Annotated in this window: 27 protein-coding genes and 2 pseudogenes; 2 read left to right on the top strand and 27 right to left on the bottom strand. The window is 51.1% G+C overall.

Annotated features, from left to right (window positions below; genetic code table 11):
- Positions 1-56 precede the first annotated feature (56 nt).
- The 27 genes and pseudogenes from ABC831_RS10725 to ABC831_RS10595 all read right to left on the bottom strand — a co-directional run bounded on the left by ABC831_RS10725 (position 57) and on the right by ABC831_RS10595 (position 21,515).
- Positions 57-581: a DUF7768 domain-containing protein gene (locus tag ABC831_RS10725; RefSeq protein ID WP_484840526.1), complete on the bottom strand. Its 525-nt coding sequence runs from the start codon at positions 579-581 to the stop codon at positions 57-59.
- 28 nt (positions 582-609) lie between these two features.
- A complete protein-coding gene (locus tag ABC831_RS10720; protein WP_343248121.1) occupies positions 610-1,647 on the bottom strand; it encodes a YqaJ viral recombinase family nuclease in 1,038 nt (345 codons plus the stop codon).
- On the bottom strand, positions 1,647-2,789 hold the full coding sequence (locus ABC831_RS10715; protein WP_343248120.1) for a hypothetical protein: 1,143 nt from the start codon (positions 2,787-2,789) through the stop codon (positions 1,647-1,649). The genes ABC831_RS10720 and ABC831_RS10715 overlap by 1 nt, the downstream gene beginning before the upstream one ends.
- Before the next feature lie 307 nt (positions 2,790-3,096).
- On the bottom strand, positions 3,097-4,020 hold the full coding sequence (locus ABC831_RS10710) for a hypothetical protein (protein WP_343248119.1): 924 nt from the start codon (positions 4,018-4,020) through the stop codon (positions 3,097-3,099).
- A 12-nt stretch (positions 4,021-4,032) separates the two neighbouring features.
- The gene (locus ABC831_RS10705; protein WP_343248118.1) at positions 4,033-4,470 is read right to left on the bottom strand and encodes a hypothetical protein; all 438 of its coding nucleotides are present in this window, start codon (positions 4,468-4,470) and stop codon (positions 4,033-4,035) included.
- A complete protein-coding gene (locus tag ABC831_RS10700) occupies positions 4,467-5,135 on the bottom strand; it encodes a hypothetical protein (protein WP_343248117.1) in 669 nt (222 codons plus the stop codon). The genes ABC831_RS10705 and ABC831_RS10700 overlap by 4 nt, the downstream gene beginning before the upstream one ends.
- Positions 5,136-5,152: 17 nt before the next feature.
- Entirely contained in the window at positions 5,153-6,283 is a 1,131-nt protein-coding gene (locus tag ABC831_RS10695) for a hypothetical protein (protein WP_343248116.1), read from the bottom strand.
- A gap of 84 nt (positions 6,284-6,367) precedes the next feature.
- On the bottom strand, positions 6,368-8,638 hold the full coding sequence (locus ABC831_RS10690; protein WP_343248115.1) for a cobaltochelatase CobT-related protein: 2,271 nt from the start codon (positions 8,636-8,638) through the stop codon (positions 6,368-6,370).
- A 27-nt stretch (positions 8,639-8,665) separates the two neighbouring features.
- Positions 8,666-10,546, bottom strand: coding sequence for an AAA family ATPase (locus ABC831_RS10685; RefSeq protein WP_343248114.1), 1,881 nt, complete (start codon positions 10,544-10,546; stop codon positions 8,666-8,668).
- 24 nt (positions 10,547-10,570) lie between these two features.
- Positions 10,571-11,323, bottom strand: a complete 753-nt coding sequence (locus tag ABC831_RS10680) for a hypothetical protein (RefSeq protein WP_343248113.1) — start codon at positions 11,321-11,323, stop codon at positions 10,571-10,573.
- 96 nt (positions 11,324-11,419) lie between these two features.
- A complete protein-coding gene (locus tag ABC831_RS10675) occupies positions 11,420-11,896 on the bottom strand; it encodes a single stranded DNA-binding domain-containing protein (RefSeq protein ID WP_343248112.1) in 477 nt (158 codons plus the stop codon).
- Between the two features lie 197 nt (positions 11,897-12,093).
- Positions 12,094-12,291 (bottom strand): hypothetical protein, encoded by a 198-nt coding sequence (locus ABC831_RS10670; protein WP_343248111.1) that lies wholly within the window; start codon positions 12,289-12,291, stop codon positions 12,094-12,096.
- Positions 12,288-12,743, bottom strand: coding sequence for a hypothetical protein (locus tag ABC831_RS10665; protein WP_343248110.1), 456 nt, complete (start codon positions 12,741-12,743; stop codon positions 12,288-12,290). The genes ABC831_RS10670 and ABC831_RS10665 overlap by 4 nt, the downstream gene beginning before the upstream one ends.
- An 8-nt stretch (positions 12,744-12,751) precedes the next feature.
- Positions 12,752-13,318, bottom strand: a complete 567-nt coding sequence (locus ABC831_RS10660; RefSeq protein WP_343248109.1) for a hypothetical protein — start codon at positions 13,316-13,318, stop codon at positions 12,752-12,754.
- Between the two features lie 63 nt (positions 13,319-13,381).
- Positions 13,382-13,771 (bottom strand): hypothetical protein, encoded by a 390-nt coding sequence (locus ABC831_RS10655; RefSeq protein ID WP_343248108.1) that lies wholly within the window; start codon positions 13,769-13,771, stop codon positions 13,382-13,384.
- 238 nt (positions 13,772-14,009) lie between these two features.
- Positions 14,010-15,359: pseudogene (locus ABC831_RS10650) on the bottom strand (sodium:solute symporter family protein).
- 140 nt (positions 15,360-15,499) lie between these two features.
- A complete protein-coding gene (locus ABC831_RS10645) occupies positions 15,500-16,126 on the bottom strand; it encodes a TrkA C-terminal domain-containing protein (RefSeq protein ID WP_343248107.1) in 627 nt (208 codons plus the stop codon).
- Between the two features lie 232 nt (positions 16,127-16,358).
- Positions 16,359-16,505, bottom strand: coding sequence for a hypothetical protein (locus ABC831_RS10640; protein WP_343248106.1), 147 nt, complete (start codon positions 16,503-16,505; stop codon positions 16,359-16,361).
- 127 nt (positions 16,506-16,632) lie between these two features.
- Positions 16,633-16,998 (bottom strand): hypothetical protein, encoded by a 366-nt coding sequence (locus ABC831_RS10635; protein ID WP_343248105.1) that lies wholly within the window; start codon positions 16,996-16,998, stop codon positions 16,633-16,635.
- 288 nt (positions 16,999-17,286) lie between these two features.
- A complete protein-coding gene (locus tag ABC831_RS10630) occupies positions 17,287-17,484 on the bottom strand; it encodes a hypothetical protein (protein WP_343248104.1) in 198 nt (65 codons plus the stop codon).
- Between the two features lie 46 nt (positions 17,485-17,530).
- Entirely contained in the window at positions 17,531-18,463 is a 933-nt protein-coding gene (locus ABC831_RS10625; protein ID WP_343248103.1) for a hypothetical protein, read from the bottom strand.
- 291 nt (positions 18,464-18,754) lie between these two features.
- Positions 18,755-19,183, bottom strand: coding sequence for a hypothetical protein (locus ABC831_RS10620; RefSeq protein ID WP_343248102.1), 429 nt, complete (start codon positions 19,181-19,183; stop codon positions 18,755-18,757).
- Between the two features lie 70 nt (positions 19,184-19,253).
- Complete coding sequence (locus tag ABC831_RS10615) at positions 19,254-19,667, bottom strand: hypothetical protein (RefSeq protein ID WP_343248101.1); 414 nt, start codon at positions 19,665-19,667, stop codon at positions 19,254-19,256.
- Positions 19,668-19,742: 75 nt separating this feature from the next.
- The gene (locus ABC831_RS10610) at positions 19,743-20,045 is read right to left on the bottom strand and encodes a DUF3784 domain-containing protein (RefSeq protein WP_343248100.1); all 303 of its coding nucleotides are present in this window, start codon (positions 20,043-20,045) and stop codon (positions 19,743-19,745) included.
- A gap of 11 nt (positions 20,046-20,056) precedes the next feature.
- A complete protein-coding gene (locus ABC831_RS10605; RefSeq protein ID WP_343248099.1) occupies positions 20,057-20,263 on the bottom strand; it encodes a helix-turn-helix transcriptional regulator in 207 nt (68 codons plus the stop codon).
- Complete coding sequence (locus ABC831_RS10600; protein ID WP_343248098.1) at positions 20,260-20,589, bottom strand: DUF6442 family protein; 330 nt, start codon at positions 20,587-20,589, stop codon at positions 20,260-20,262. Before ABC831_RS10600 ends, ABC831_RS10605 begins: the two co-directional genes overlap by 4 nt.
- Positions 20,590-21,356: 767 nt before the next feature.
- Complete coding sequence (locus ABC831_RS10595) at positions 21,357-21,515, bottom strand: hypothetical protein (protein ID WP_343248097.1); 159 nt, start codon at positions 21,513-21,515, stop codon at positions 21,357-21,359.
- A 160-nt stretch (positions 21,516-21,675) separates the two neighbouring features.
- Between ABC831_RS10595 and ABC831_RS10590 the strand changes: the two are divergent.
- Positions 21,676-21,951 (top strand): annotated as a pseudogene (locus tag ABC831_RS10590) (relaxase/mobilization nuclease domain-containing protein); the annotation flags it as partial.
- Between the two features lie 268 nt (positions 21,952-22,219).
- The gene (locus ABC831_RS10585; protein ID WP_343248096.1) at positions 22,220-22,831 is read left to right on the top strand and encodes a TetR/AcrR family transcriptional regulator; all 612 of its coding nucleotides are present in this window, start codon (positions 22,220-22,222) and stop codon (positions 22,829-22,831) included.
- Positions 22,832-22,905: the final 74 nt, after the last annotated feature.

Here is a 22,905-nt window from a genome sequence, read left to right as displayed (position 1 = left end):
TGGTTAGATACTGCGTCATTTCCTGTCGGGACCGGAGATCTACAGGTTGATAGAATCTACGCAAGGCATCGCACCTCCCAGGACCGGTCTGCTCCCGGCTCGTTGGAGGCCAGCGCCGGATGCGTTTCGTCCATTGCGACTAACTTCTTATCCGCTCCGGCCCGTGTCGCCAGCTTGCGCACATCCAAATAGAGGTCTTCACAGTATACGATGATGGGGATTCCCAACTGGGCGGCATGATGGATTTCACCCTTCATACCGCGGCTGATGCGATCCCCGCAAATCAGCAAAACCTCGCTCTGCTCCAAAAGCTGAAGCCCAAATTGCAGAGCCAGTGCACGCTCCGCTGCTACATGGTCGCACAGGAGCATGGGCAGATAGGCGTGGGGGGCACGTGCCAGGTAGCCCAGCATGGTGCGGGCATAAAGCATGTATGCCCGAGCACGCCAGATGTTGCTGAGTTCTTCTTCCGCCGTGCTCCCGCTCAAAGGTGAGCAGATATAGGCGTGTTTCCGGTAACGGTCGTTTTTCAGGAACTGCCGGTCTAGCTCGCGCTCCCAGCTTTCGTGATAGGCTTTCATTGCGTCGTGCATTATTGATTCTCCCTTCTTATGTCGGTGTAACCGATACTTTTAGTTTCCGGCTCTCACTGGTCTTGAGTACATCCGCATACACGGTGGGATACTTCTCTTTGAGGAGCTTCGAGTCGGGACGTTTGGTTGTTCTGGTGACAAAATCGATGAGGAGCTTGTCGCCGGTCGTGCTCAGCACGCCATGCTCATGTGCCTGCATCAATTCTGCGATTCGCACGCTGTGTGCAGCGATCTCCTTTTCATAGGTTTTGATCTCCGCATTGCAGTCGGAGATTTTCCCCTGCAGCAGCGCGATCTGGCGCAGTGCCTTTTCATACTTTGCAGGGAATTCAATCGTGGGGAGTCCGGGCTGGCTGGCGCCGTAAATGCGCGCCAGGGATTCCAGTGCCAGTGCTGGCTTGACATCCGCCATCGTAGGTGGCTTGTCATGCTCCAAGCTCCAAATCCATTCCTCAAGCCGCTGGAAGATCATATCCTCCTTGGCTCGGTCACGGGTAAGCGCCGGCATTGCCAGATCATGCTCCGGATTGTTTCCCCAAATAGTAGAAAACGCGCCAATCTCCACATCCGCCACAGCCAGATAGAAGCGAAGCTGCAGCTCATAATAGATGGGATAGGCATCGTCAGCCCAATCTCCGGCTTTGTGATAGGTGCAGCTTTTGCACTCCAAAATGCCGGGAGCGTTGTCCTCCTTACGGGTAAAGCGGCGGTCAAAGTCCGCAAGAGCCCACGGGTGATCTGCATGCTGATACATATAGGTATCGTCATAGACCGTATTGCCGGTTTTTTGCTGATACCAATAGGCCGCGATAGGTTCCAGAAGATGACCCATTATCAGCTGCTCCTGATTGGATTTCACAGGCGGCTTCATCCGGCCCTTTTTGATCATCCATAGCTCTAACGGTGTTGTCCACGGCGATACGCCGAAGATAGCAGCCACATCGCTGCCTCCCACCGTATATGGAATGGTGCCCTTAGGCCCGTGGGCGCGGCATTCCAGCCATCGCTCGTTGGTCATGCCTGCAGTGTCGCAGAGAATAATCGGAGCGGACATCAGTAGCTCACCGCCTTCGCAAGGTCGTAATCGCCCCACCTCAGCGTAAGCGCACGCGCCATGTTCTCCTCCACAACGAGCATTTTGCTCTCCGGTGTATGGTCGGATTTGAGAATATAGGGGATCTCCTGCATAGCCATGAACACATCATGGGCGGTTGCGGTTCCTCCGCCATAGGCCATCTCAAACATACCGATTGCTTCCAAAGCGGCCTTCTTTGGAAGAGACAGCTTTTTGCAGATCCGGGTCATGGTGTTGACCGGATAGCTCAGATGGATATCCAACAGCTTTTGTAATCTGGCGACCGAATCACCGAACTGCGCAAACAGCTGGTCCAAAGCCGCTTCAAAGTCCTCCACTTTACTCTGGTGCCTGTGGTCCACGGCGATACAGCTCCCAATATGGATCGGGTGCTGCGTACCCTCCAGCATGGCGGAAACCTTAGCCGAGGCAATGCCGGTATCCGAGGTAACAAAGCGGATGGCGGGAACAAGTTTGGCAGCAAGTGTGGTTTTCCCCTGCGACGCCAGCAGCTTGGCATAGGCGCCGAGCAGGTCTTCCCTTTGCCCGGGCATAGTCCAGGAGGCACTGGAGAGCGAATGATCGCGATAACCGCCCTGAAACATGCTGCCGGGGAAACGGTCGTCCAGCTTTTTGGTCAGAACCTTCAGCAGTTCATCGATCGGCAGAACGGAATAATCCATGGAATCGCCGGAGTGTGCTGCCGAGATTTTTTCATCTCGGATAAGCAGGAGCGTCTCCGAAGAATACAGTTCCAGGCAATCGTTAAGCACCGACGCCAATCTTTGGCGGCTCAGCTTCGGCAAGGCCGATCCGCTGATTTTCGCTCTGTCCAACAGGCTTTTGTAGGCCGTGCTGCGGACGGGATAGTAAGAACCATCTACCCGCATGGCAAGACCGAGGTTTTCCGCCGTGTCCTCAACGGACTCGGCGCTGATTCCCGCAGCGAATGCGGACGGAGTTCCATAAAGAGGCGACGCCTTATCCAGCGGCTCAATATGCAGTTCGTTGACCCTGCATCTGTGCCATCGGCTTTCCAGCGATTCCTTCTCATGGTACCGGCGCATCCCCTCGTAGGAAGCAAAGGTCGTGGAGTAGTTGTCCTGGCATGGTTGTAACATTTTTGTGTTCTCCTTTCGTTTTTTGGCGGTATTCGCCGTGATATAACAAAAACCAGCAACCCATAATCGGACTGCTGGCTTATGCCACTATGGAATTGGCCGGAAACGAAAAAAGTGCCATTCGTGCAATGCACAAATGACACTTCGCAACTCGGTTAAACTCTGCTTAGCCGTGGCTAAACTCTGATACTTACATGATGATTATATCAGAGCTGCGGCCGACAGTCAATCCATAGTCAAACGAAAAGGCCATAAAAGCTGAAAGGAAAGAGGGATGCCGCAGATGCGGCATCCCTCGAAAGGCAAACTATGTGGAACGGTTCAACGCCCACATCCCGCGTCCTATATGCACGAAGAGTTGCGGACTGCATTGCAGGGTTTGGCGAACCTTCTCTTTCCACCACTGATTTTTCCGCGCTTTGGTATATGGCTCGACTTGCTCATAAATGTATGCAAGCGAAACAGGAGATTGGCAGGTTTCCAGCACTGCCGCAACCACATCCCGCCAGGTAGCGCCGTTCATATCGCGGATATCCTTTTCTACAGGCTCCGTTATCAGGATCGGATACACCAAGGACGCATCCTTCTTGATAATCAGTAGATACTCATGCAGTATGGGGATGAAATGCCCACTGTACTGTGTTTGATTTGAAAAGCAATTGTGCTGTGCTTTTATGATGACATTTTCCAATGTGCCCGGCTTGATCAATTCAAAGAGCATGCTGTAAAGCTGCCCTTTCTTCTTGATATCGCCGACCAGCACGGCCATCCTGCCGCCACGCTCCAAAGCGCAAAATTGTTTCATCATGGCGTAGTTCATTACGCGTACGAAGTCCTCCCATTTGGGGATACGTGATAAGTCGAACTGCCGGGGATCATATCCGTATTTTGACTGCACCTCCGAAGCCTTGTACATCACGTCTGAATATGTAATCATATCCCAATATGGCGGATGCCAGAACACAAATTCCGGGCGCTCCGGTATCTCACAATTGATGAGATCGAATCCGCTGTGCAGATCGTAGCAATGGCTAATGATTCCCATGGTATGAGCGGCATCCTGCGTCGTGCCGCTGCCGCACATGTAGTCGCAGATCTCGGCCGGCTTGAAAAAACCGATCAGATCCTCAATTAGCTTGGGTGAACAGTTGCCGCGATAGCGATTGTTGCCGCCAGCTCCGCGCTCTGGATACGAGACGATGGAGGTCAAGTTCCTATTTGGCTTATTCATGTTGGCTCCTCTCTAACCGCCGTTTTCAACGGATTGGTAGCCAATATCGGGAGGCGTATCAGTCAGAACAGAAACGTATCGATTGAGAATTTCTTCAATCTTTTCCTCCGTCAGATGCCGTTCGTATTCCGTAATATGCCATGGATATGACGGGCAAAAGAGCAAGTATTTCATCGCATCATAACCATCACAAGCTACAAAATCAATATGCTCTGCCTCGAAAATGACTTCCTTGAGGATGCTTGCCAGCCCAAGACAATAATCCTGATCGAACTCCAGGTAGTCATCAACTGTTGGCTCCGAAACATCATGTTCTTCCAGCCATCCCTGAACATCTTTTTGGTATTTAGGCGCCTTGGCAAGCAACGCCTGAATCTTCTCAGTTCTTAGGTCCTCGATATCGGAGACACAGAGACCGTATCCGTAGATATGCCAAGAGTTATAGCTCATGGTCTGCCTCCTTTGTCCTTTTCATGTTCTAAGGCCGCTGTTTTCTGAAAGAACTGTGGAGATACGTGGAGCGGCTGCCGGATAATCATGATTTTGTAGTGATTTTCCATGTATTCGCCGTCAAGATATGCTTCGTAGAAGTCCATCGAAGAATTCTCTACGAAGATGCTTGATTCTCTCCAAGACGGAACACTTCCGTCCTCCAATTCTTCTCGAATCCGATTTGTCATAACACGCTTTGCATCGTCATGGTCCGAGAACGCCTCGCAATCATTTCCGTGCTCGCCATTCACAGCCCAGTCTTCCATCACAAGAAAAACATTGACGCGTTTGCGCATAGAACGAAGATCATCCAACGGACGAATCATTTCGGGCGCCATGATAACCATGTCCAGTACGATATCAGCAATGGCCTTGGGCTGGTGATACAGATCAGAGAAGGTATCCTCCAGCGTCTTGACCTCATGCGGCATGACCGGAGGGTCAAACTCACAATAGATGTCAGGCGTTTCGTTTTCGGTCTCCTTATCCTCGCCATCATGAATGGCGTTTATTCGGCCATAAAGCCCTGCGTATTCACTTTCAGCGGTGCCCACAATGGCTCCGCCAATCGTGTATGTGACGCCTTCATACTCAAATTCAGCGCCAGTTCTGTTCAAAATCATTTTTCGCTCCTCCTATCTTAGATATGGCAGTCAATCCCGACAATGAAATGATCGTCAGGAATGCTGTCGATGTAGTCTGCCAACATCTGCCGCCATGCGTCCGGTTTCTTATCGTTGCTGCTGATACCCCACCAGCCCATATCTCCCTTGGAGTGCCAGTCTCCGTCCTGAAGGAAGGAATAGGCGTCGGGCACCATGCGCTGATCCGGTGCAAGTCCGTTGCGGCGGAGGTAGGCCTCCTCGCTTTCATTCTTGAAATAGATCTGCGTCAGGAAAGAGAAAATTCCATCCTCCGTGATCTTCCAGAAGCTGCCTTCCGGAGCCTTGCCGGAACGAAATGTCTCTGCAAGAAGCTCAAATCGCTTTTTGGCGTGCTGCAGCTCCCATTCCTTCATGAGTTCCCATGCAATATCCCTTTTTCTTGCGCCGCAGACCCATATATAGCCTTCGGGCGCTTCACATACAGCATCTTCGTTGCCCCATGAGCGCTCACCGTTAATTCGTTCCGCTGTGTCACGGACAAGGAATTGGAACGGCCAGCGGCCGCCAATGGAATACCAATCCCAGAAGGCATTCGGATTGCAGTAATACCCATACGCATTGGTCTTGCTGTCAAAGGTATAACCGCAGTAGTCCTCCGCATACTGCCTCAGACTGGGATAGAGCTTCTTCACCGGATATCCCATAAATGCACACATCTTTTTCGCTTTCTTCGTGCGCTTCTCATGGCCGAGGTGTCCGGCCTTTTTCTGGAACACCTTGCCATCTTTGATGAGATATTTTTCGCACACCAGCCGGCTGTACTCCGGAACGACAGTTCCGTCCGGAAAACGGACACAGTTGATTTTGTCGGTCTCATAATCCCGCCGCAGGTCATCGGTTCGATCCTCAAACTCCAGGTAGGCCGGGTCATCCGTTCCTTCACAGAATGGGGCCATCAGCTCATCAATCTCGCACTCAGCCGAACGTTCCAGAGTGCTGGCCTTGCTTTGAAGTCGTTTCAAAAGAAACCGCAAAGCAAAACTCTCCGGATCCTGCGCCAGCTTTTCTTTGACTTCTGCGATCTGTTCCGCATAACGCATGTTTTCCTCGCAGTTTTCCTCCAGTTTGGGCATATAAAAATTGACCAATGTTACAAAATGACTCATTTTTTTGATTCCTTTCCTGTTGTAAGATTAACGGGCAGCAGGAAAAGAATCCGCTGCCCGTCGTTGTGAATTGTAATATCCCCGTTAGACCCGCATATGTCGCTTGACCGCTGCGGTCAGTTTTACGGGCAGTTGATTCAGATCTGTGATGTCCATAAAGGAATCACCATAGATTCGCTCGATGTTCTGTTTGTCCTCGCCGATAGCGGCCGCAATGAACAATACTCCCTTGCGCCGGTACTCCTGCCTGATGCCGCGGAGATCTTCCTCGGCGGCACTGCCGTAGTAACCGGGTGCTGCCGGTTGACCATCGGATACAAGGATCAGGATCTTTACCTCCTCCGGCCGTTTAACCAGCTGCTCGGCCACAAAACGAAGCGCGGCGCCGTCGCGGTTGCTGCCACGGGCAGCAATGTCCATCATGCGGTATTTATCATCGTTATCGATGCTTTCAAACTCCGCATAGGAATACAGCTCCACACTGTTGCCGCTGGTGGAATGACCGTAAACGGTGACAGGGATATGCAGCGCCTTGCAGAAGTCATATAGAATGATGGCCGAAGACCTGGCGTAGGTACAGCGGTCGCAGGAGCACATGCTTCCTGATTCATCCAGCAAAAGCCCTACGGACATCTGTGGAATTTCGTTGGGCAGGGCATTTTTATAAAAAACCTTCCCATCGTTTCTGCAGAGGGCGTGGGCATCCAGCCGTCGCCCCATCATGAGCCCGGTCTGCTTGCCGCCACGCTGTTTATCCTTCAGCTGCTGCAAGAGGCTTTTCTGCAGCTGCCGTGAGATATCCAGCAATGGCCCGGAAATGGCGTTATACCGCTCTACAAGCTCCTCATCGACGGTGGATATCCGGTTCACACAGATATCAACACCGGCATGAACATCTCCATAGGAGATACTCTGGGCCACATCGTTGAGTTCCCGTGTCCGTTCATTCTCCAGCTGCTCACAGGCAGCCTTCTCCGCCATCTTGTCCAGCAGGCGCTCAATGTCCTCCGCTGCATGGTCATAGCGTTCACGCTCATATGCTTCGTTGTGCTTGGTAGCCCCTCCGCTGCCTTCGGAAACACGATCTGTCTGCTGATAGGGGATGCGTCCGTCTTCTTCCGCGGATACTGCCTGCTTCCCACCGGAAGCGCCTTCCATATCTCCGGTAATTGCGCCTTCTTCCGCCGGATTTTCGGTCTGGGAGATCCCGGCACAAGAACGCTCGGATTCGGAGTCAGTCTGGGGCTCGGGCCCTTCAGCGCCGCTGCTTCCTTCAGACTCGCTTTTTTCTACCTGAGCCGCCGTCTGCGCCCGTTTCCCGGCTCCGGCTGCCACACAGACCGCGCCCACTTCGGGGATCGGTGTGCTACTGCCCTCGCCGGACACAGAGCTTCCGGCCATTGCCTGCAGAAGCTGCGCGATGGTCTCGGCCAGCGACTCTGTGGAACCGGACGCCTTGGCCTCCTCCTGGCGCTTTTTGCAGATCTCCAGGAAATCCTCGATATAGTCCCAGCAGCGAACCAGTATGAGATTGACGACCTTGAGCCGTTCTTTTCCGGAGGGATTGACAATGGCGGCGTCCAGATCGTGGATCAGCTTGAACACGACCTGGATACGCTCATCGCTGAGGGGAGCATCCCCGTACTTGATTTCACCGAACTTCACATACGACAGCATGATCTGCAGGATACTCTCAAAGATATGGCAGTTCCCGTCATCCTCTTTCTCGATAAGCTCCGTTACCGTCGGAATGCTCTCATACTGCTGCTCCCGTAACGCTTCCAGGCAGTTGCCCAGTGTGCCACGAAATTGAGCGAGTATCCGATTTTCGATATAGGCGTCCTCGATGACATTGGAAATATGGTGCGCGACATAGCGAAGCATTTCGTTGTTCCGTGGCTCCAGCCGTACATACTCCCACAGCGCTCGTTCGCTTACAGTGTCTTTGGGCAGCTTGTAAGCAGGCGGCTCCGGATACCATTTCTCCCGGCTGAGGTAGTTGTTGTAGGTCTGGCCCGCAAGAAAGTCCGTGTATAGACAATGCCCGAGTTCGTGGGCAAACAGTCCGCAAACGATCTCATAGCGGCTCTCCCGCCCTCTGTTTTGGGTCACCAGCCTATGCCCCGCATTGATCAGCACCGACAGGTTATTGGTGCATGCCACTTCACCGGACTTCGGACTCCAGCTGATGGCCACATGGATGCGGCGGTTGTATTTATACCGCCGCGTCTGTGCCATGGCCATATCTTCAAAATGTCCCGCAAGGATGCGGGACGTGAAGAATTGCCGGTCTGTGATTCTGCTGCGTTTTTCATTGAGCAGCTGTTTAACCCGCTTATGATTCACTCTTGCCATATAGAGTCGTCCTCCTTTCTTCCGGACTTATGCCGATGTTCGCTTCCGCTTTGGGGCAAACATAGGGTCCAGAATGGTTGTAATCAGTGCTTCCCGGTCTTCCTCGTCGGCAGTGGCTTTGCTGATGACCGTATACTTTGCCGACAGATAAGGGTCGCCGGAGATCTCTGCACTGATGACCCAATCGATCAGGCTGCGCATTCCGCAGGCACCGTCGGTGATACTGTTTTTGCGGCAGTAATCGGCCATGTCGTTGACCACCTGCACCATCTGGGATACCAGGTATTCGTCGGCACATCCGGTCACGGCCATGGCTCGCTGCACCATAACCTCAGGCTCTGGCAGTTCAATGTCCTTGACCAGACTCATTCTGTCCACCACCGACTGGTTCATCGACCTGCAACCTTCGTAACTGACATTGGTCGTCACAATGACGACCGTATCAGGGTGTCTGCGAATGATCTCGCCGGTCGGAAGCGTGATAGACCCCTCCTGCTCCAGAAGGGAGTTAAGGCCCACCAGAACTCCCGGCTGAATGATCGTGGACGGCTCCTGAACCTCGACTAAATACCCATGTTTTAACGCTTTCACAAAATCCGTCTCCACATAAGCATAGTTCTGGCCGGAGCTTTGACGGTTTTCAGCACGCTTGCTAAGAGCCTGTACCTTTTCCGTGACCTTTTCCAGCACAACGCTCATGCAGTCCTGCACGGTAGCCGCCAGATTTTCCACGCCTGTCAGAGCCTGATAGACGCCGGCAGGATCGTAGTCCATATCATCCAAGTCCGGAAGGCGCATAAGCTTTGCTACATTGGCATAGCTGATACCGCCCATGGACTTGAGGATCTCGCGCTCACGGTCAAGCTCCGGGCTACCGGTGGACACTGCGTCCGTTTCAGGGAAGATCATGCCGGTGAAATCAAATATTTCTGTGTTGGCAGAGCAGGTATACTTCATGTATGGCAGCCCCAGTCCGGCGGCAATGGCTTTTGCACCCATGGTCTTGCCAGTACCGGCAGGCCCGCGCAACAGGAAGTTTCGCATCTGCATGGGGCGACCGGTGGTTTTCTGCGCATGCTTGCAAATATCCACCACTTCCGGCGGAATGATATACCATTCCGGGAGTTTCGGAATCAGGCTCAGCTCCAACGCGCTCAAGGTGCGTCCCGGCGTCAGGGGATACTTGCCGACGAAATCCGTATGCTCCACCACGACGCCGGCTTTTTTGATAACGGCCGGTCCGGTCTTGGCAAAGATCGTGAATTCCCCGGCTGTGACGCTGGTGGGCACAAAGGATCCGGAATCCAGCTGACCTTGAGAGACCCGCATCAGGTTTCCGGACTTGTCCACTGTGATATTGATATGCGCCGGGCAGGTATCGTCCTTGATTCTGCGGTAGGCATTGTCGCAGAGGATTGCCATGCTTTCGGTCGCCTTTGCCATATCCGGGTATCCGGCAATGAACTGGTCGTAGTACTCCTGAAAGGTTTCATCGAACTCCGCATCTGACATCAGGAACGGCATTAGGGCAAAGAAGATTGCCGCGCCGTCCCGCTGGCTCGGATGCGCCACGTACTGCTCGATGAGCTCGGTGTTTTTGTCATAAACGCTTGCCAAAGCGCTGCCGGAGGCTGCATCGAACACCACAAGATGATAGGCATCCGGACCGACGGAGGATTTATACTCCGCCACGCTTTTGTTTGTATCGATCTGGCCGACCGCGCCTTCCCCGGTGCCGTTCATGCACCGGCACATGGCGTGGACTGCCTTGATCACAGAACCACATAGCGTTGATTCCGTCTTTGCCCCGTACATGGATGCCACCTTGACCTTCTTATTTGTCATGGTATCAAAGGGGACGGGCAGCGAACGGGAATAGTTGAACAGATTGTTGATTGATACGCTCATATCGCGTCATTCCTTTCTGCAGTGTCACTGCGTGAAATCAATGGTAATACCGGTATCTGTACAGCAGCAGGTCTCCATGCCGTTCCGTTCCAGCTCCCGGCAGATGTCCGGCCAGCTTTCTCGGGCAGGCAGTTCTGCCTCCGTTATTTCCAGCATGGATAGCCCTTGAGCGATGCTCTCGTTGCACCGCTCATTGAGTTCCATAACATGGGCATCCACCCATTCAAAAGCCAGATACTCATAATTCTCCGGGGGATCGACCTTCTGCGGAGTGTCATTCTCAGTTTCCTCTGTGCCCGTCTCATCATTTTCCGTTTCCGGCATCTTGACTTCTTCCGCGTGCGGGTAGGTCAGGCTGAACACTTGAAGGCCGCGAATCACAACGATCGCTTCACGGTATCCGCCGGCATGGTTGAGCAGGATTCGCACCTCGTTGCCTGTCGCAATATTGCGCATGGCATTAGGCGTCTTCCATACCCATCTGGCGTTGGGGAAATCGGCCGTGACCAGCTCTGTAATCCGCCGCTGCATTGAGCCGAACGCCATGTCCCGGATATCCTGATCCGTAGGTTCTGGGCGAGCAGCCGGAAGCAGAGGCGGGATATTCTCCACTTTTCTGGCAGAGAGAAAGAGCAGTCGCATGGCGGCGATAAAAATACCGAGTATCACCAATAAGAGAATCGGCCAAAGCCTGCAGACAAACAGCAGCAGAGCCAATGTCCCCAGTATGGTCAAAACCTCATAGGCGATGTGGCGCTTGAATTCTTTGTTTTGCATATACTGTCCTTTCTGAACGCAAAAAACGCACATGAGTCCACATAGATACTCATGTGCGTTTTAATGCGCCCGATCCATTTGTAGTTCTTCGATTGATTATTCGTCGAAGAACGAATTTACGCCGCCGAAGGGTTCAAAGCCGGTGAAATTACCGGGCATCTCTCCGTTGGAGGCAGACTTTGCGGGTGCGGCAGCCGCTCTGGGCTGTTCCCCAGATTCCTCGGTCTTCTGCTTTCCGCCGCCAGAGGAGCAATACTCAATTTCATCCAGAATGACCACCATGGCGCTCCTTTTTTCATGCGTCGTGCTGTCCTCCCAAACATCCTCGTCCAGGCGGCCGAGAATATTGATGAACGAGCTCTCCTTAAGCTGCATCTTTTTGATGCGCTCACATACCGGGCCAAAGGCTTTTACAGAGAGGTTTACCCATCGGGTGTTGCTTTCGGCGCGGGTGTCGTACACCTTTTTGCCGATGCGGAACCGGACACTCTCCCCGTTTTCGGAGAATTTGAGAGCCGGGGCGCCGTCATATCCCTTGGAGATGACGACATCAGTTGCGATTACCTTGAACATAAGATGCTCCTTTCTTGCAGGTGCTGCCTGCTATAACATGATTTATTTCAACCCATTTAGGGAAGAAACCGAGAAACAAAAAAAGTGCCAACCAACACGAATGTGTTAATTGACACTTTATAACTTGAATACTCTGGTGTTCCGCGCAGGAAACCTTGATACTTATGATTGTATTATAGCAGGTTCTCATATGACAGTCAATTGCTTTCCGCTGTTTTCGCCGGGCACTTCGCTGTTTTCACCGGGGTACCTTGCTCCAGCACAGACAGAACCAACTCCAACGCAAGCCTCACTCGAAGCGGGTCGAATATACAGTTCCCATCCGGCAGGATACCCGCTTCGACTCTGTTCTCTATTTCCCTGACTAATCCGCGGATCTCATCGCCTTTTGTCATTTTGATCCTCTTCCTTTCAAAATATCGATTGCCAAATATGTGCTAAGCTGTTGGCAGCCTTCGTTTTCATATACCGGCGTGCCGGTTGCCGTATATACCGTGATGATGTCGCCCTCATCAACATTTCGAAGTCTTCCGGCGAGCTGTATTTTCACTGTATGTGGGTCTGACCACAGATAAATCGTTTTGATGCGGCGGCGTATCGGAGTTTTTTCCAGCCCGGTACAGTGACCACGAATTACCACTATTTGATCGGTGACTGCTCTATACAGCAGTTGCAATGCACTGAACCCATAAAAGGCGAAAAAGAGCAGGACGGAAAGAGACAGATAAAGGTTGCCCTCCAACAACAGAGACACCACCATCAATAAAAGGCTTACCAGCGCGGCTCCACATCTCATTATAATCTGTTTTTGCAGCGGCGGTGGGATTTTTTCGAAATTTTCTCTCATTACGCACCTCACAGCAGAAGGATTCTCTTTTTCTTCAGTAGCCTGAGCAATGCGGAAACGACCTCATCCCGCACTGCGGCGTGTTCCATTTGTGCTTCCAGAATGTTATCAAAAATGGTTTCCTGCGTATAGATTGTTTCCGTCAGGTTCTGCCTATTTCTATCCCCCAACAGGTTTATTTGTGGCGCTACATGATGTTCTGTCAGGAATACCAGTTCTGCCGTGGTGAGCCGAAGTCCGGCTTCTGTCAGCCATAGCAGCAGTTCTTTTTGGCGTGCACTTAGAATCGCACGAACTCCTTGCGGCTTCGCAGGCGTCAGAACGCACTGTGTCAATGCACGATACTCAAAAACGGGCTCATCGCCTTCTGTAATTTCAACAAGCCCCTGACGTTTAAGCTGCTGCAGTGCTTTTACCTCCAGCACATTCTCGCGGTTTTTTGCAAACCCAAATCTGCCATTAAGCCAGAGCGCAGCCTGTTCCCCGGTCAGCTGAAAATCTACGCCGCAGCGGGTCACGAACAGAAGATCCTCTGTGGAGGCTCTGATTACCATACCTTTGGATATATATTTCATTTTGCTCACTCCTTGTCTGTCCTTTTCCCATATTACACGGCAAGGCGGCGCGAATTACAGCACTCACAGCAAATACATTGCGACAACGCACAGAATAACAATCAGCAGCATGACTCCCGCCACGGCGGAAACCTTCTTCACCAATTCCATGTCAGCCCCCTCCTTCAGTTTTCCTGCGTCTGAAGGCAGAACATCGTCATAGTAGCCGTCATATCCATCGTCCTTTGGATGAAAAGCTCTTCCCACGTGTTCACCGACAGGCTTTTCATGCTTTTTCCGTGGCTTGGGGGACGGGTGCTTGCGCTTCTTTTCCATACGCTTTTGCGACTTTACGGGTTTCTCTTTTGGCTTTTTCTGACCATCTTCCGCAATCGGCAGACTCTTCCCGCACTCCATGCAGAAAGAAGCGGCGCCATCTGCAAAATCGGCGCCGCAATAGGGACAATATTTCATACTCAGCACTCCTTTGGGCAGTATTCGGCATTCATGCCGGGTTTCACGACCCATTGGGGGACGATACGATTATACCACAGCGTCTTTTTCGTGTCATCGGCGCAAACCCTGCCATTTAGTCTGCCATTTCGCGAGACATTTTGTCCTTTCCAAAAAAGCAGAGGGCAACGGAAAGTCTCCCGTTGCCCTCAATTCATTCACATCTCCTGATGCCAAAGTGATTTTCGTAAACAGAAAATCACTTGACCGCTTCGGCATGCGGATTCAAGAACGGCGTCGGTGAACGCTTATAGGTGGCAAGACTTACAATGACCAGCGCCGCAGCACAGGCAAGTGCTCCAGGAACCGTTGCACCGAGACCAAGGGGCTGCCCCGCCAGTTTCCAGCCGATGCAGACCGTAAAGCCCACAACCATTCCGGAGAGGATCCCTGCCGTGGTAGCTTTCTTCCAATAGAGTGCGGCAAACGCAGGAAGTCCGGCTGCCGCAGCGTAAAAGCTCCATGCAAACATGAGAATATTATAGGCGTTTTTGATATATAGCGCGATAAGCAATGCGCCCAGCGGCATGATGACCGCAAAGACGCGGGTCAGAATCAATTCCTTTTTCTCCGGGACATCCGGCTTGAATGATTTGTAAACATCATGCACACAGCTCTGCACGGACACGATCAGATAGCTGTCCGCCGTGGACATGATAACCGAAAGGATGCCTGCAAGAGCAAGCCCCGTAAGCCCAATCGGCAGAATCTCAATGGCAAGAGCCGGAACGACGGCATCGGTAGTGCCGTACATGGCAATCTTATCTCCGCTGACAAGCTGATGCGCGACCACTCCCATAAACCAGACGAGAGGGATGGTGAGACCGTACACGAAGGTGCCGAGGAACAGGCCCTTCTTTGCCGCCTTCTGACTCTTTGCAGCAAAGGCGCGCTGCCACATTTCCGCACCCGCCAGCGTAAACACAAAATATGTAATAATGTCTCCGATGATATTGCCATCGACATAGGGAGTTGCCAGCTCCGGCGCGAGATTGCGGAAAAAGGCGGCCGGTCCGCCGAGTTTCAGGAGCGATGCGCCGGGAATCAGGATATAGACAAACAGAATCAGCATGATGAACTGGAACACATCCGTGTAGATCACGCCGAACAGTCCTGAGGTGGCAGTGTAAATGATGAATACCGCGCACGCAATGAAAGCGCCCATCTCGTAGGAAATGCCGATCTATCCGCCGAGCATATTGATGATTGTCGCCGTTGCCGTGACCTGAGACGCGACGGTGCCCATCATGGTGAAGGCAATCATCGCGCCGAGAATGACCTTGGCGGCTTTTCCGAACCGACGTTCAAAAAGATCGGGAATGGAGGTAACGGCAAAGGTCGTACCCACAGCGGAGATGCGTCCGGCAAAGGCGGAAAACAAGAACATCCCAAGAAGATAGGGTAGTGCCGTCATAATGGCTTTGAAGCCACTGGAATAGGCAACGCCGGCGCGACCCATCAGGCCGCTGCCGCCGATGATAGTGGCGCAGACGGTCGCCATGAGCACCAGAGGGCCGAAGGAGCGTCCGCCAAGGTAATAGTCGTCCATATTTTTGACCTTTCTGACGACAACGAGACCTACCATGACCATCGCGATAAGATATGCGCCGATGATTACAAGATCGACCGTATGCAACTGATTATGGATCATATAAAACTTCCTTTCTTGCCCGGCACTGGCGCCGGGTATTATTCGGTGTTGAAAAAGAAGCGGGAGACCGCTTCCCGGGCTTCGTCGGACCCGACGAAAATAATTTCATCGCCGCCATACATCTCTGCATACGGGCCGGGAGATACGATGCGGGAGGTACCGCGCCGGATAGCTACGATTGTCGCACCTGTCGCCTGCCAGAAATGCAACTCGCCGAGATTCCTTCCGTTGCCATTCCATCCCTCTGGAATGCGGAAAATATGGTTTGGCAGGGTATCGTCCGCCTGAACAGGAAGCACGGCATAGTCAAGAATACTGCGGCACAAATCGGCAAGTTGGTGTGAGATGTGGCTCTGCTGCTCCAGTAGCTCTGTGAGATGCCGTCGCTTATTGAACACATCCAACTTTGGCTCAAAATCATGCAGATAACGCTTGGCATTGTCTGCGGAAAGCACATATACGCCGCTTTGCTCCCGCACATCCACGACACGCATGTCTCCAAGCAGCCGAACGGCTTTCCGAATCGTTTCCGGTGAGACATTGTACTCAGAGGACAGCTTGGATCGCCCGGAAATCTTCGCTCCCTCCGGAACATCCCCTCCCGCAATCCGCCTGGCAATGGAAAGCGCAATCTGTATATATTGGGGAAGTGTATCGTTATCCATCTGAAGGTCCTCCTCTAAATCGGTATATGATTATTATATCAACTAACAATCTTGCAATCAAGATAGGTTTTCAGTTTTGCGTATATTTATAGTTTTCCTTCAGGAAAATTAACAAGGCGCATTTCCCGAAATATTCATGGAATAAATGCGCCTTGATTCCTCTTTCTGTTGCGTTTTCTTAAACTTGAGGTTAGCCTTTCTGAAGGCTTATCCACTGCATATTAGTCTTACTTCAACGCAAAGCGACATTTCCGACCTTCCTCAAGGCATAGGCACATCCCTTTATTATGCTTCTCGAAGAACTGTTCCACTCTACAGGAAGTTTCTCTATCTCGGCGTTGCATTCCTCGACGGTCTGCGGCTTTTTCTTCTTCGTCATGGGTGGTCGCTCCTTTCTTGATTTTGGGTAAAAAAAGACCGCTGACTGTACTCACACGGCGCGGGTCAACGGTCTGATGTTCGGTATTCGGTTGTTCTGGCTGTTGAACGAATGATTATTGGTCTCTTTAATCTGCGGTAACTTTCCCAGTTTCGTCTGTCTTGCAAATAGAAAATGCTTCTAATCGACCAGGGGGATTATTGTCTGTATTCCGTGCCATGAGCACTCTTGCATATTCGCCTATCACAAATTCAGGACAACCATCGGCAGATACTGTATCCGTTGATACTTCAATCTTTGCACCTTCAGAAAGATTGCTATTTCCCGTGTCAAACACTTCCAACAGTAGGTATGCTTCATCCACTTCAATGACCTTCGCAGAGAAGAAATATTGCATATTATTGTCACCTTGCTGCAACTCGTTTGTCTTACTGCAACTGACCAGACCCAACACACAGACCAATGTTAAACCTAATGCTATCAACTTCTTCATGTAATCACACTCCTTTCGTCAAGTTCAAGTTTTTCGTTTTCAAACTTGCTGGCGGTGAAGAGCATTTTATGCTGTTTGCGGACAGCAAGTCCACAAGGGATAGACGCGCAAGCGTCGCAAGGGAGTGCAACTCCCTTGACGGAACGAAGTGACGAAATATTCTCGGTCTGGCAGTTTTCTTCTGCTGACGGAGAATGAAGCTCCGCAGGACGCACGATACTCCCGATAGGAGAGTATGGATGTGCGTCCTTTAGTTCCTAAAGGGATTTTGAAATTCCTGACAGCATATTACCACTTGCCCTTTTTTAGCCTTCCGCCAATCAGAATACCGGCAAAGAGGACAACAGCAGTCAATGCGGAAATCCAGATTGGCGAAAGCACCCATATCCAGTGCCACTTAATCACGCCTGACAGTTTCAGAACAATGAATACCATCGTCAGTATGGATACGATGCCAAGCCCGCCTTGCTTTGTTTTTGCGTTCATAACAGTCCTCCTGTGAATGAAGTTTGACGTTCTTTAACTCCAACGATTACTTAACTTGACAGCCGCCCCACTCCACTGCCGTGAAGCCGGTGCGTAACGGGGCGGTGAGGTTCTGCGTAGAAATATCCACGGCGCTCTCAAGCGGCTTCCACGCCATAAATACCCGCAGCAGCGTATCGGGTGCTGGCTCAATGGATAGCTGCGCCGTTTGCGTATAGCTGTCAGACTGAAATGCAATGAGATTGTAAGGATTCTCTTTCATCAGCGGCAGCCAGTAAACGATAAACTCATTTGCTTCCTTCCGGGTAAGTCCCAACTGGTTCAAGGTGTTCTCCAGAAAAACGGCGGTGTCGCTTCCGGCTACGCAGAAGCCCTCGGAAAAATCATAAGCAACGCTGTTTACGCCCTCCCAATAAAGATAGTTGTACGTTTGCCCGGCGGCGTCTGTCAATGTGCCGTCGGGACTGGCGGAAACCTTCCAGCCGTCATTGTAAGCAGGATATGTGCAGGTCAGTTCTCCGGCATAGTTCAATTTCACAGTGACCGCAGTTTTCTTCTCCGGGTAGAGATAAATGACAGGCTTCGCGTCGTATTGCTCAGCATCGGAGTTCTCGGCAGCTTCCATAGTGGGCAACACCCAGACCGTATAACGCCCCCAATAAACCTCAGACGAGGCTACTTCATTTCGGCTCCCATCAGTAAACAGATAGCTGCCCCCAGCTTGTTCGACAAATTCCATCCCTGTTTTTTTCTGATAATACTCAAGCAGCTCCGGGCATTCGCCACGCTTGGAGATATAGACGCCCTTTGCTTCATCCACCGCTACATAGGGATTCTTTTCAGAAATCCTGGCAGCCGCTGTAAGATAAGGAATGGGATTGCCGCGCTGAAAAATTACAGCCCGGTTCAAATAAACAACGGATGATGCAAGCACTACAAAAGCCACGAGGATCGCAATCCATAACTTCTTTTTCGTCATATTGTTCACCTTCAAAAATCAGGTCGGTTTCTTTTGCTTTGTCGGCGGGCAGAAGGATTATTCAAATCACTTATAACTATCCAATACGATTATACCATGCAAAGTGCGAGCTTTTCAATTCCCATCTCCGCTCAAACATGCAACATTTCTATGAACGCCGTACTTTTTCGCCGCTTCGCTTGCCGTCTTGCGGCGTTCCTCGCTGTATGGGGCAGACAATGAAAAAGCACAACCGATTTTCGTCGATTGCGCTTTGCTGGGCGGGAATTGTTCTATGAACTTTTTACAGAATCACTCCTGCTGGAAGTGTCGCAAGAAAACCTCATTCGCCGCTTGCAGGGATTTGTGATACTCCCGGTAAGCGGGGCTAAGCCTCTGCATTGCGGGGATGAATACATCGTTATAGCCGCTCTCCCTTTGGAATTGCTTTAGATACTCTTGCAGCCGGTAGGCGGGAGATGCCTTATATTCCTCCGATTCCGCAACTGCTCGATATTGTTCGAGCATTTCCTTGTTGTCGTGAATATACTTTTCCGGGTCTGCCATAGCTGCCGCAAGTGCAGAAGATGCGCTTTGCGTCACAGCAGCATCAGCATTTTCTCTAATCTCATCAAGATACTGCTGCACATCGCTGGGAACGGCTATTGAAACGCCGTCCAAGTATCGGATGATCGTTTCAAACGCTTCCCTCTGCTCATCTGTTGTGATTGCTTCGCTCAAAAACGGAGCCAACCGCGCCGCCCAACGCCACAAACAGGCAGTCCAACAGCGTTTTCATCTGCCGCACACCTTACCTGTCATAGACCTTGTTCCAGTCTTTCTGCGCCTGCCAACCAATATTGGCCGCGTCCACGCCCTGCTCCGCGCAGGTCGCGGCAAACTCCGTCTCTGTATAAGGGCCGCTGACCGCGCCGGAATCCAGCGCCACCGCGTAATAGGCCATGTCGCCCTTGTCTTTCTCCGCACGCTGCTGGACATAGATGGTACTCTCGTCCCAGGCCACGGCGTATACATAGCCCTCCACCACCGGCTCGGCAGTCAGACCATCGTCATCCACACAGACCAGCGGGATCTCTTGGCTATTGATCCGCCACACGGCATAGTCGCCCGGCAGGTCCTCATATTTCCAATCCCCCGCCCCAGCGCAGGCAGTCAGCGTCAGCATCAATGCCAGCAGACACACGATACCAGTCAATTTTTTCATGATCCATCACCTCCTCCACAAGCAGGATAAGCTATCCCCCAAGGTGGCAGTCAATAGGTTTTTCAAAAAAATGAGTTAGAATATTCCCTTATTGTACTTGAACTGTGCATACAAGATAAAGCCCAAGCCGATGACGAGCGCCGGAATAACAATGAAATACATTGCCTTTTCGCTCCAGAAAGTTGTGACAAATGCCGCTATCAAAGATACACCGATGATAAGCGTACCTGTGCCGACGGCTCTCCCATACTTCGGTACATCTTCTTCCTTGACCTTTCTTCGGTTGTAGGAATGTATTGTGCTGATATTTCCAGTCATATTCACGATTCCAATAACGGAGATGAATATGCCTAAGATCAACAGAGCGATATTATCCATTCGCTTCCTCCTTAAAAATAAAACAGTTCTTCAAATTTCTTGTCCAGAGCAATGCAGAGGATCAATGCCAGCTTTGCGGTTGGATTGAATTGCCCCGTTTCAATGGAACTGATTGTGTTTCTCGATACACCAATCAGTTCCGCCAGTTGTGTTTGGGATAGCTTTTTCTCTGCGCGTGCTTCCTTGAGGTTGTTTTTCAATTTCAGCTCGTCATTCATTCCTTGACCTCCACAAGCCGCAGGACAAAAAAGGCAAGAAATGTGAGGCACATCGCTAAATAGAGAATACCGAGGATCAAGTCGGTTTTTCTCTTTAGCCTTGCATACTTTACAAGAGTGTGGGTGGTAAGGATGCTGAAATAAACAACCCACGGGCTTAGAAAGTACGTTTTTGTGAAGATACGAAAGATAAGCGTGAGAACAACGCAGACCGCAGCACCGACACGACCGGCAATATTTCCTGCCTGCGCGGTTACTTCCATCTCCGCCAAATCCCTGTTTTTGTTCTCTCTGCGGCTGCTTTCCAAAATCTTCTCTTTATTCATTGAACAGAATCGCTCCTTTCCAAGTTTTCTTGTCATTATTATATCAGTGCCAAGTAAACTTGTCAAGCACAATTATCTTACCGTTCTGTGCCTTTTCTATGAACACCGCACTTTTTCGCCGCCTCGCTTGCCGCCCTGCGGCGTTCCTGTGTATATTACAAATCATCGAGAATCTGAGGCTTCACTGCTTCTGATGCTTAGAGGCAGCTCAGGACAATGCTTCTATTGCCGACGGACTTCATTCCGCCGTAACCTGCGGATAATCTTGCGCATAAATCTTGACGGCTGGAACAGAAATCGGTTGGCACCCGATTGCGCATGACGAAAGCATTTGGATGCCGAAATAGACCGTAGAGATGTAGACGCAAAAACGGAGGAGCCTGCTTTTGCAAGCTCCTCCGCACTGCTATACTGTATCGCTGAAATGTCAGTATTGAGGATACTGCTTCCACAGGCAATCCTCAATCGTTTTGATGGCACGAACCGTCTCGACAGCATCAACTCCGTTTGATAGAAGGGCGCAACCCCGATATACGCAGCCATTCTTCATCCTTAATTCTTCGGCATACACGCCGCTGTAGTCCCAGCCTCCATTGAGCCAGCAACAGCTGATTGTACTGTCCCTCTTAGATTTCTCCGGATACTCCGGCAAAAAAGCGGCAGTATACTGCGATTGTGTCTGTGCAAAATACACATCGTTACCTGTCCACACACCACCCATGTTTCGGATGCTTTCTCTGAATGTACGAAACCTCATGGGCTGTACCTCAGAAGAGTGTATTCGGGGCGTTATCGGGCGCTGCATACGTTTCCTGCACCGGCATTGTCGCTGATTTTATCGGGTTCTGCAGATAGTATGCCGTCAGCCACGACTGGTAGTGGGTTTTGGTCATCAGCATAAACTCGCTGAACAGTTCAAAAGTCATGCTGACCGAGACATGGTTTTCCGGATTCTTTCCGAACCGCGGTACGATCAGGCCTTTGGCGTTGGTTTCTCCGGGGCCGCTGTCGGCAACGAAAAGAAAATCCGTCTTACTGCCGCAGACGAGCTGCGCAGTCCGCGACAGGCTTTTCCCATCCGCTCGTGCCCGTCTGTATCTTGCTGATCATGAGGGTGACATCCTGCTACACAAGGCGGCGAAGAACGCCTTTGACGAGCTGGGTGTGAAAAAGCTCCCCACCGTCAAGAGCTTGCAGGAGGAATATGCCAAGCTGCTTGCCGAAAAAAAGGCGGCGTATGCCGAATACCGGCGTTCGCGCGATGAGATGCGCGAGCTGCTGCTCCACAAGCAGAACGTGGATCGTATGCTGGGCAAGGATGAGCGCAGCGAGGAAAAGAAACAGGAGCATGATCGCCAGTAACGGTCACGCTCCTAAGCGTTTCGGAGAAACGCGCAGCCGCACAATTTTGTGCGTTCAAAGGGTTTCAGGGGCGTTGCCCCTGACAAGCAGAGGGCAGTTTTTCGCGGCGGCGGAAACTGCCCGAAAAGCAAAGTGGGTACCTCTTTGCCCTGCTTGCCACGTTTGCTACGTTTGTAAATTTGGGCTTAAAATAACGCTGCTATCTTGACATTTGACGCAACCTGTGTATAATTAGATAGCAGTGCTATTTTTCTGGGAGGTGATTAGCATGAGTAAGAGTGAAGATACAAAACAACTGATTTTAGACACAGCCAAAAAGGAGTTCATGGAAAAGGGATATAACGATGCTTCCGTTCGCAGTATTGCAAAACAAGCTGGGCTGACTACTGGCGCAATTTTTCGGTATTTTGCCGATAAAGAAAGCCTGTTTGCCGCACTTGTGTCACCAGTTGCGGATCATATGTTGGATTTGTATCGCAAAGGCGGAGAACGGGGCTTCGCTTCTCTGACAGATGGCCATCCGGAAAATATGTGGAATATTTCTGATGAGGTTATTTCCGTACTGGTGGAGTACATTTTCGCAAACAAGGACGCTTTCTACCTGCTTATCAGCCAGTCTGCCGGAAGCGCCTACGAAAGCTTTGTGGATCAGCTTATTGAGGAAGAAGAAAAACAGACTTATGCCTTTCAGCAGGAGATGATTCGCCAGGGCTATTCGTGCCGTCCATTGACGCTGGACGAAATACATATTCTATTTTCTGCACAGTATTATGCGTTCTTCGAGATTGTGCGACATAAGCTGGAAAAGGACGAAGCACTTGACAGAATACATCTCATTGCAGATTTTTTCGGTAGTGCATGGAAATTGTATTTTGCGTAAGGAGGTGTTTTTTGCCCGTTGGTTAGCCTACTCTAACTCATTCTTATGAATCCTACAGACCTATTTTTTTGAAA

The organism is Diplocloster hominis (assembly GCF_032380655.1).
Classification (GTDB): Bacteria; Bacillota; Clostridia; order Lachnospirales; family Lachnospiraceae; genus Diplocloster; species Diplocloster hominis.
Note: the sequence above shows the minus strand (reverse complement) of the source record. Positions and strands in the feature narration are given on the sequence as shown.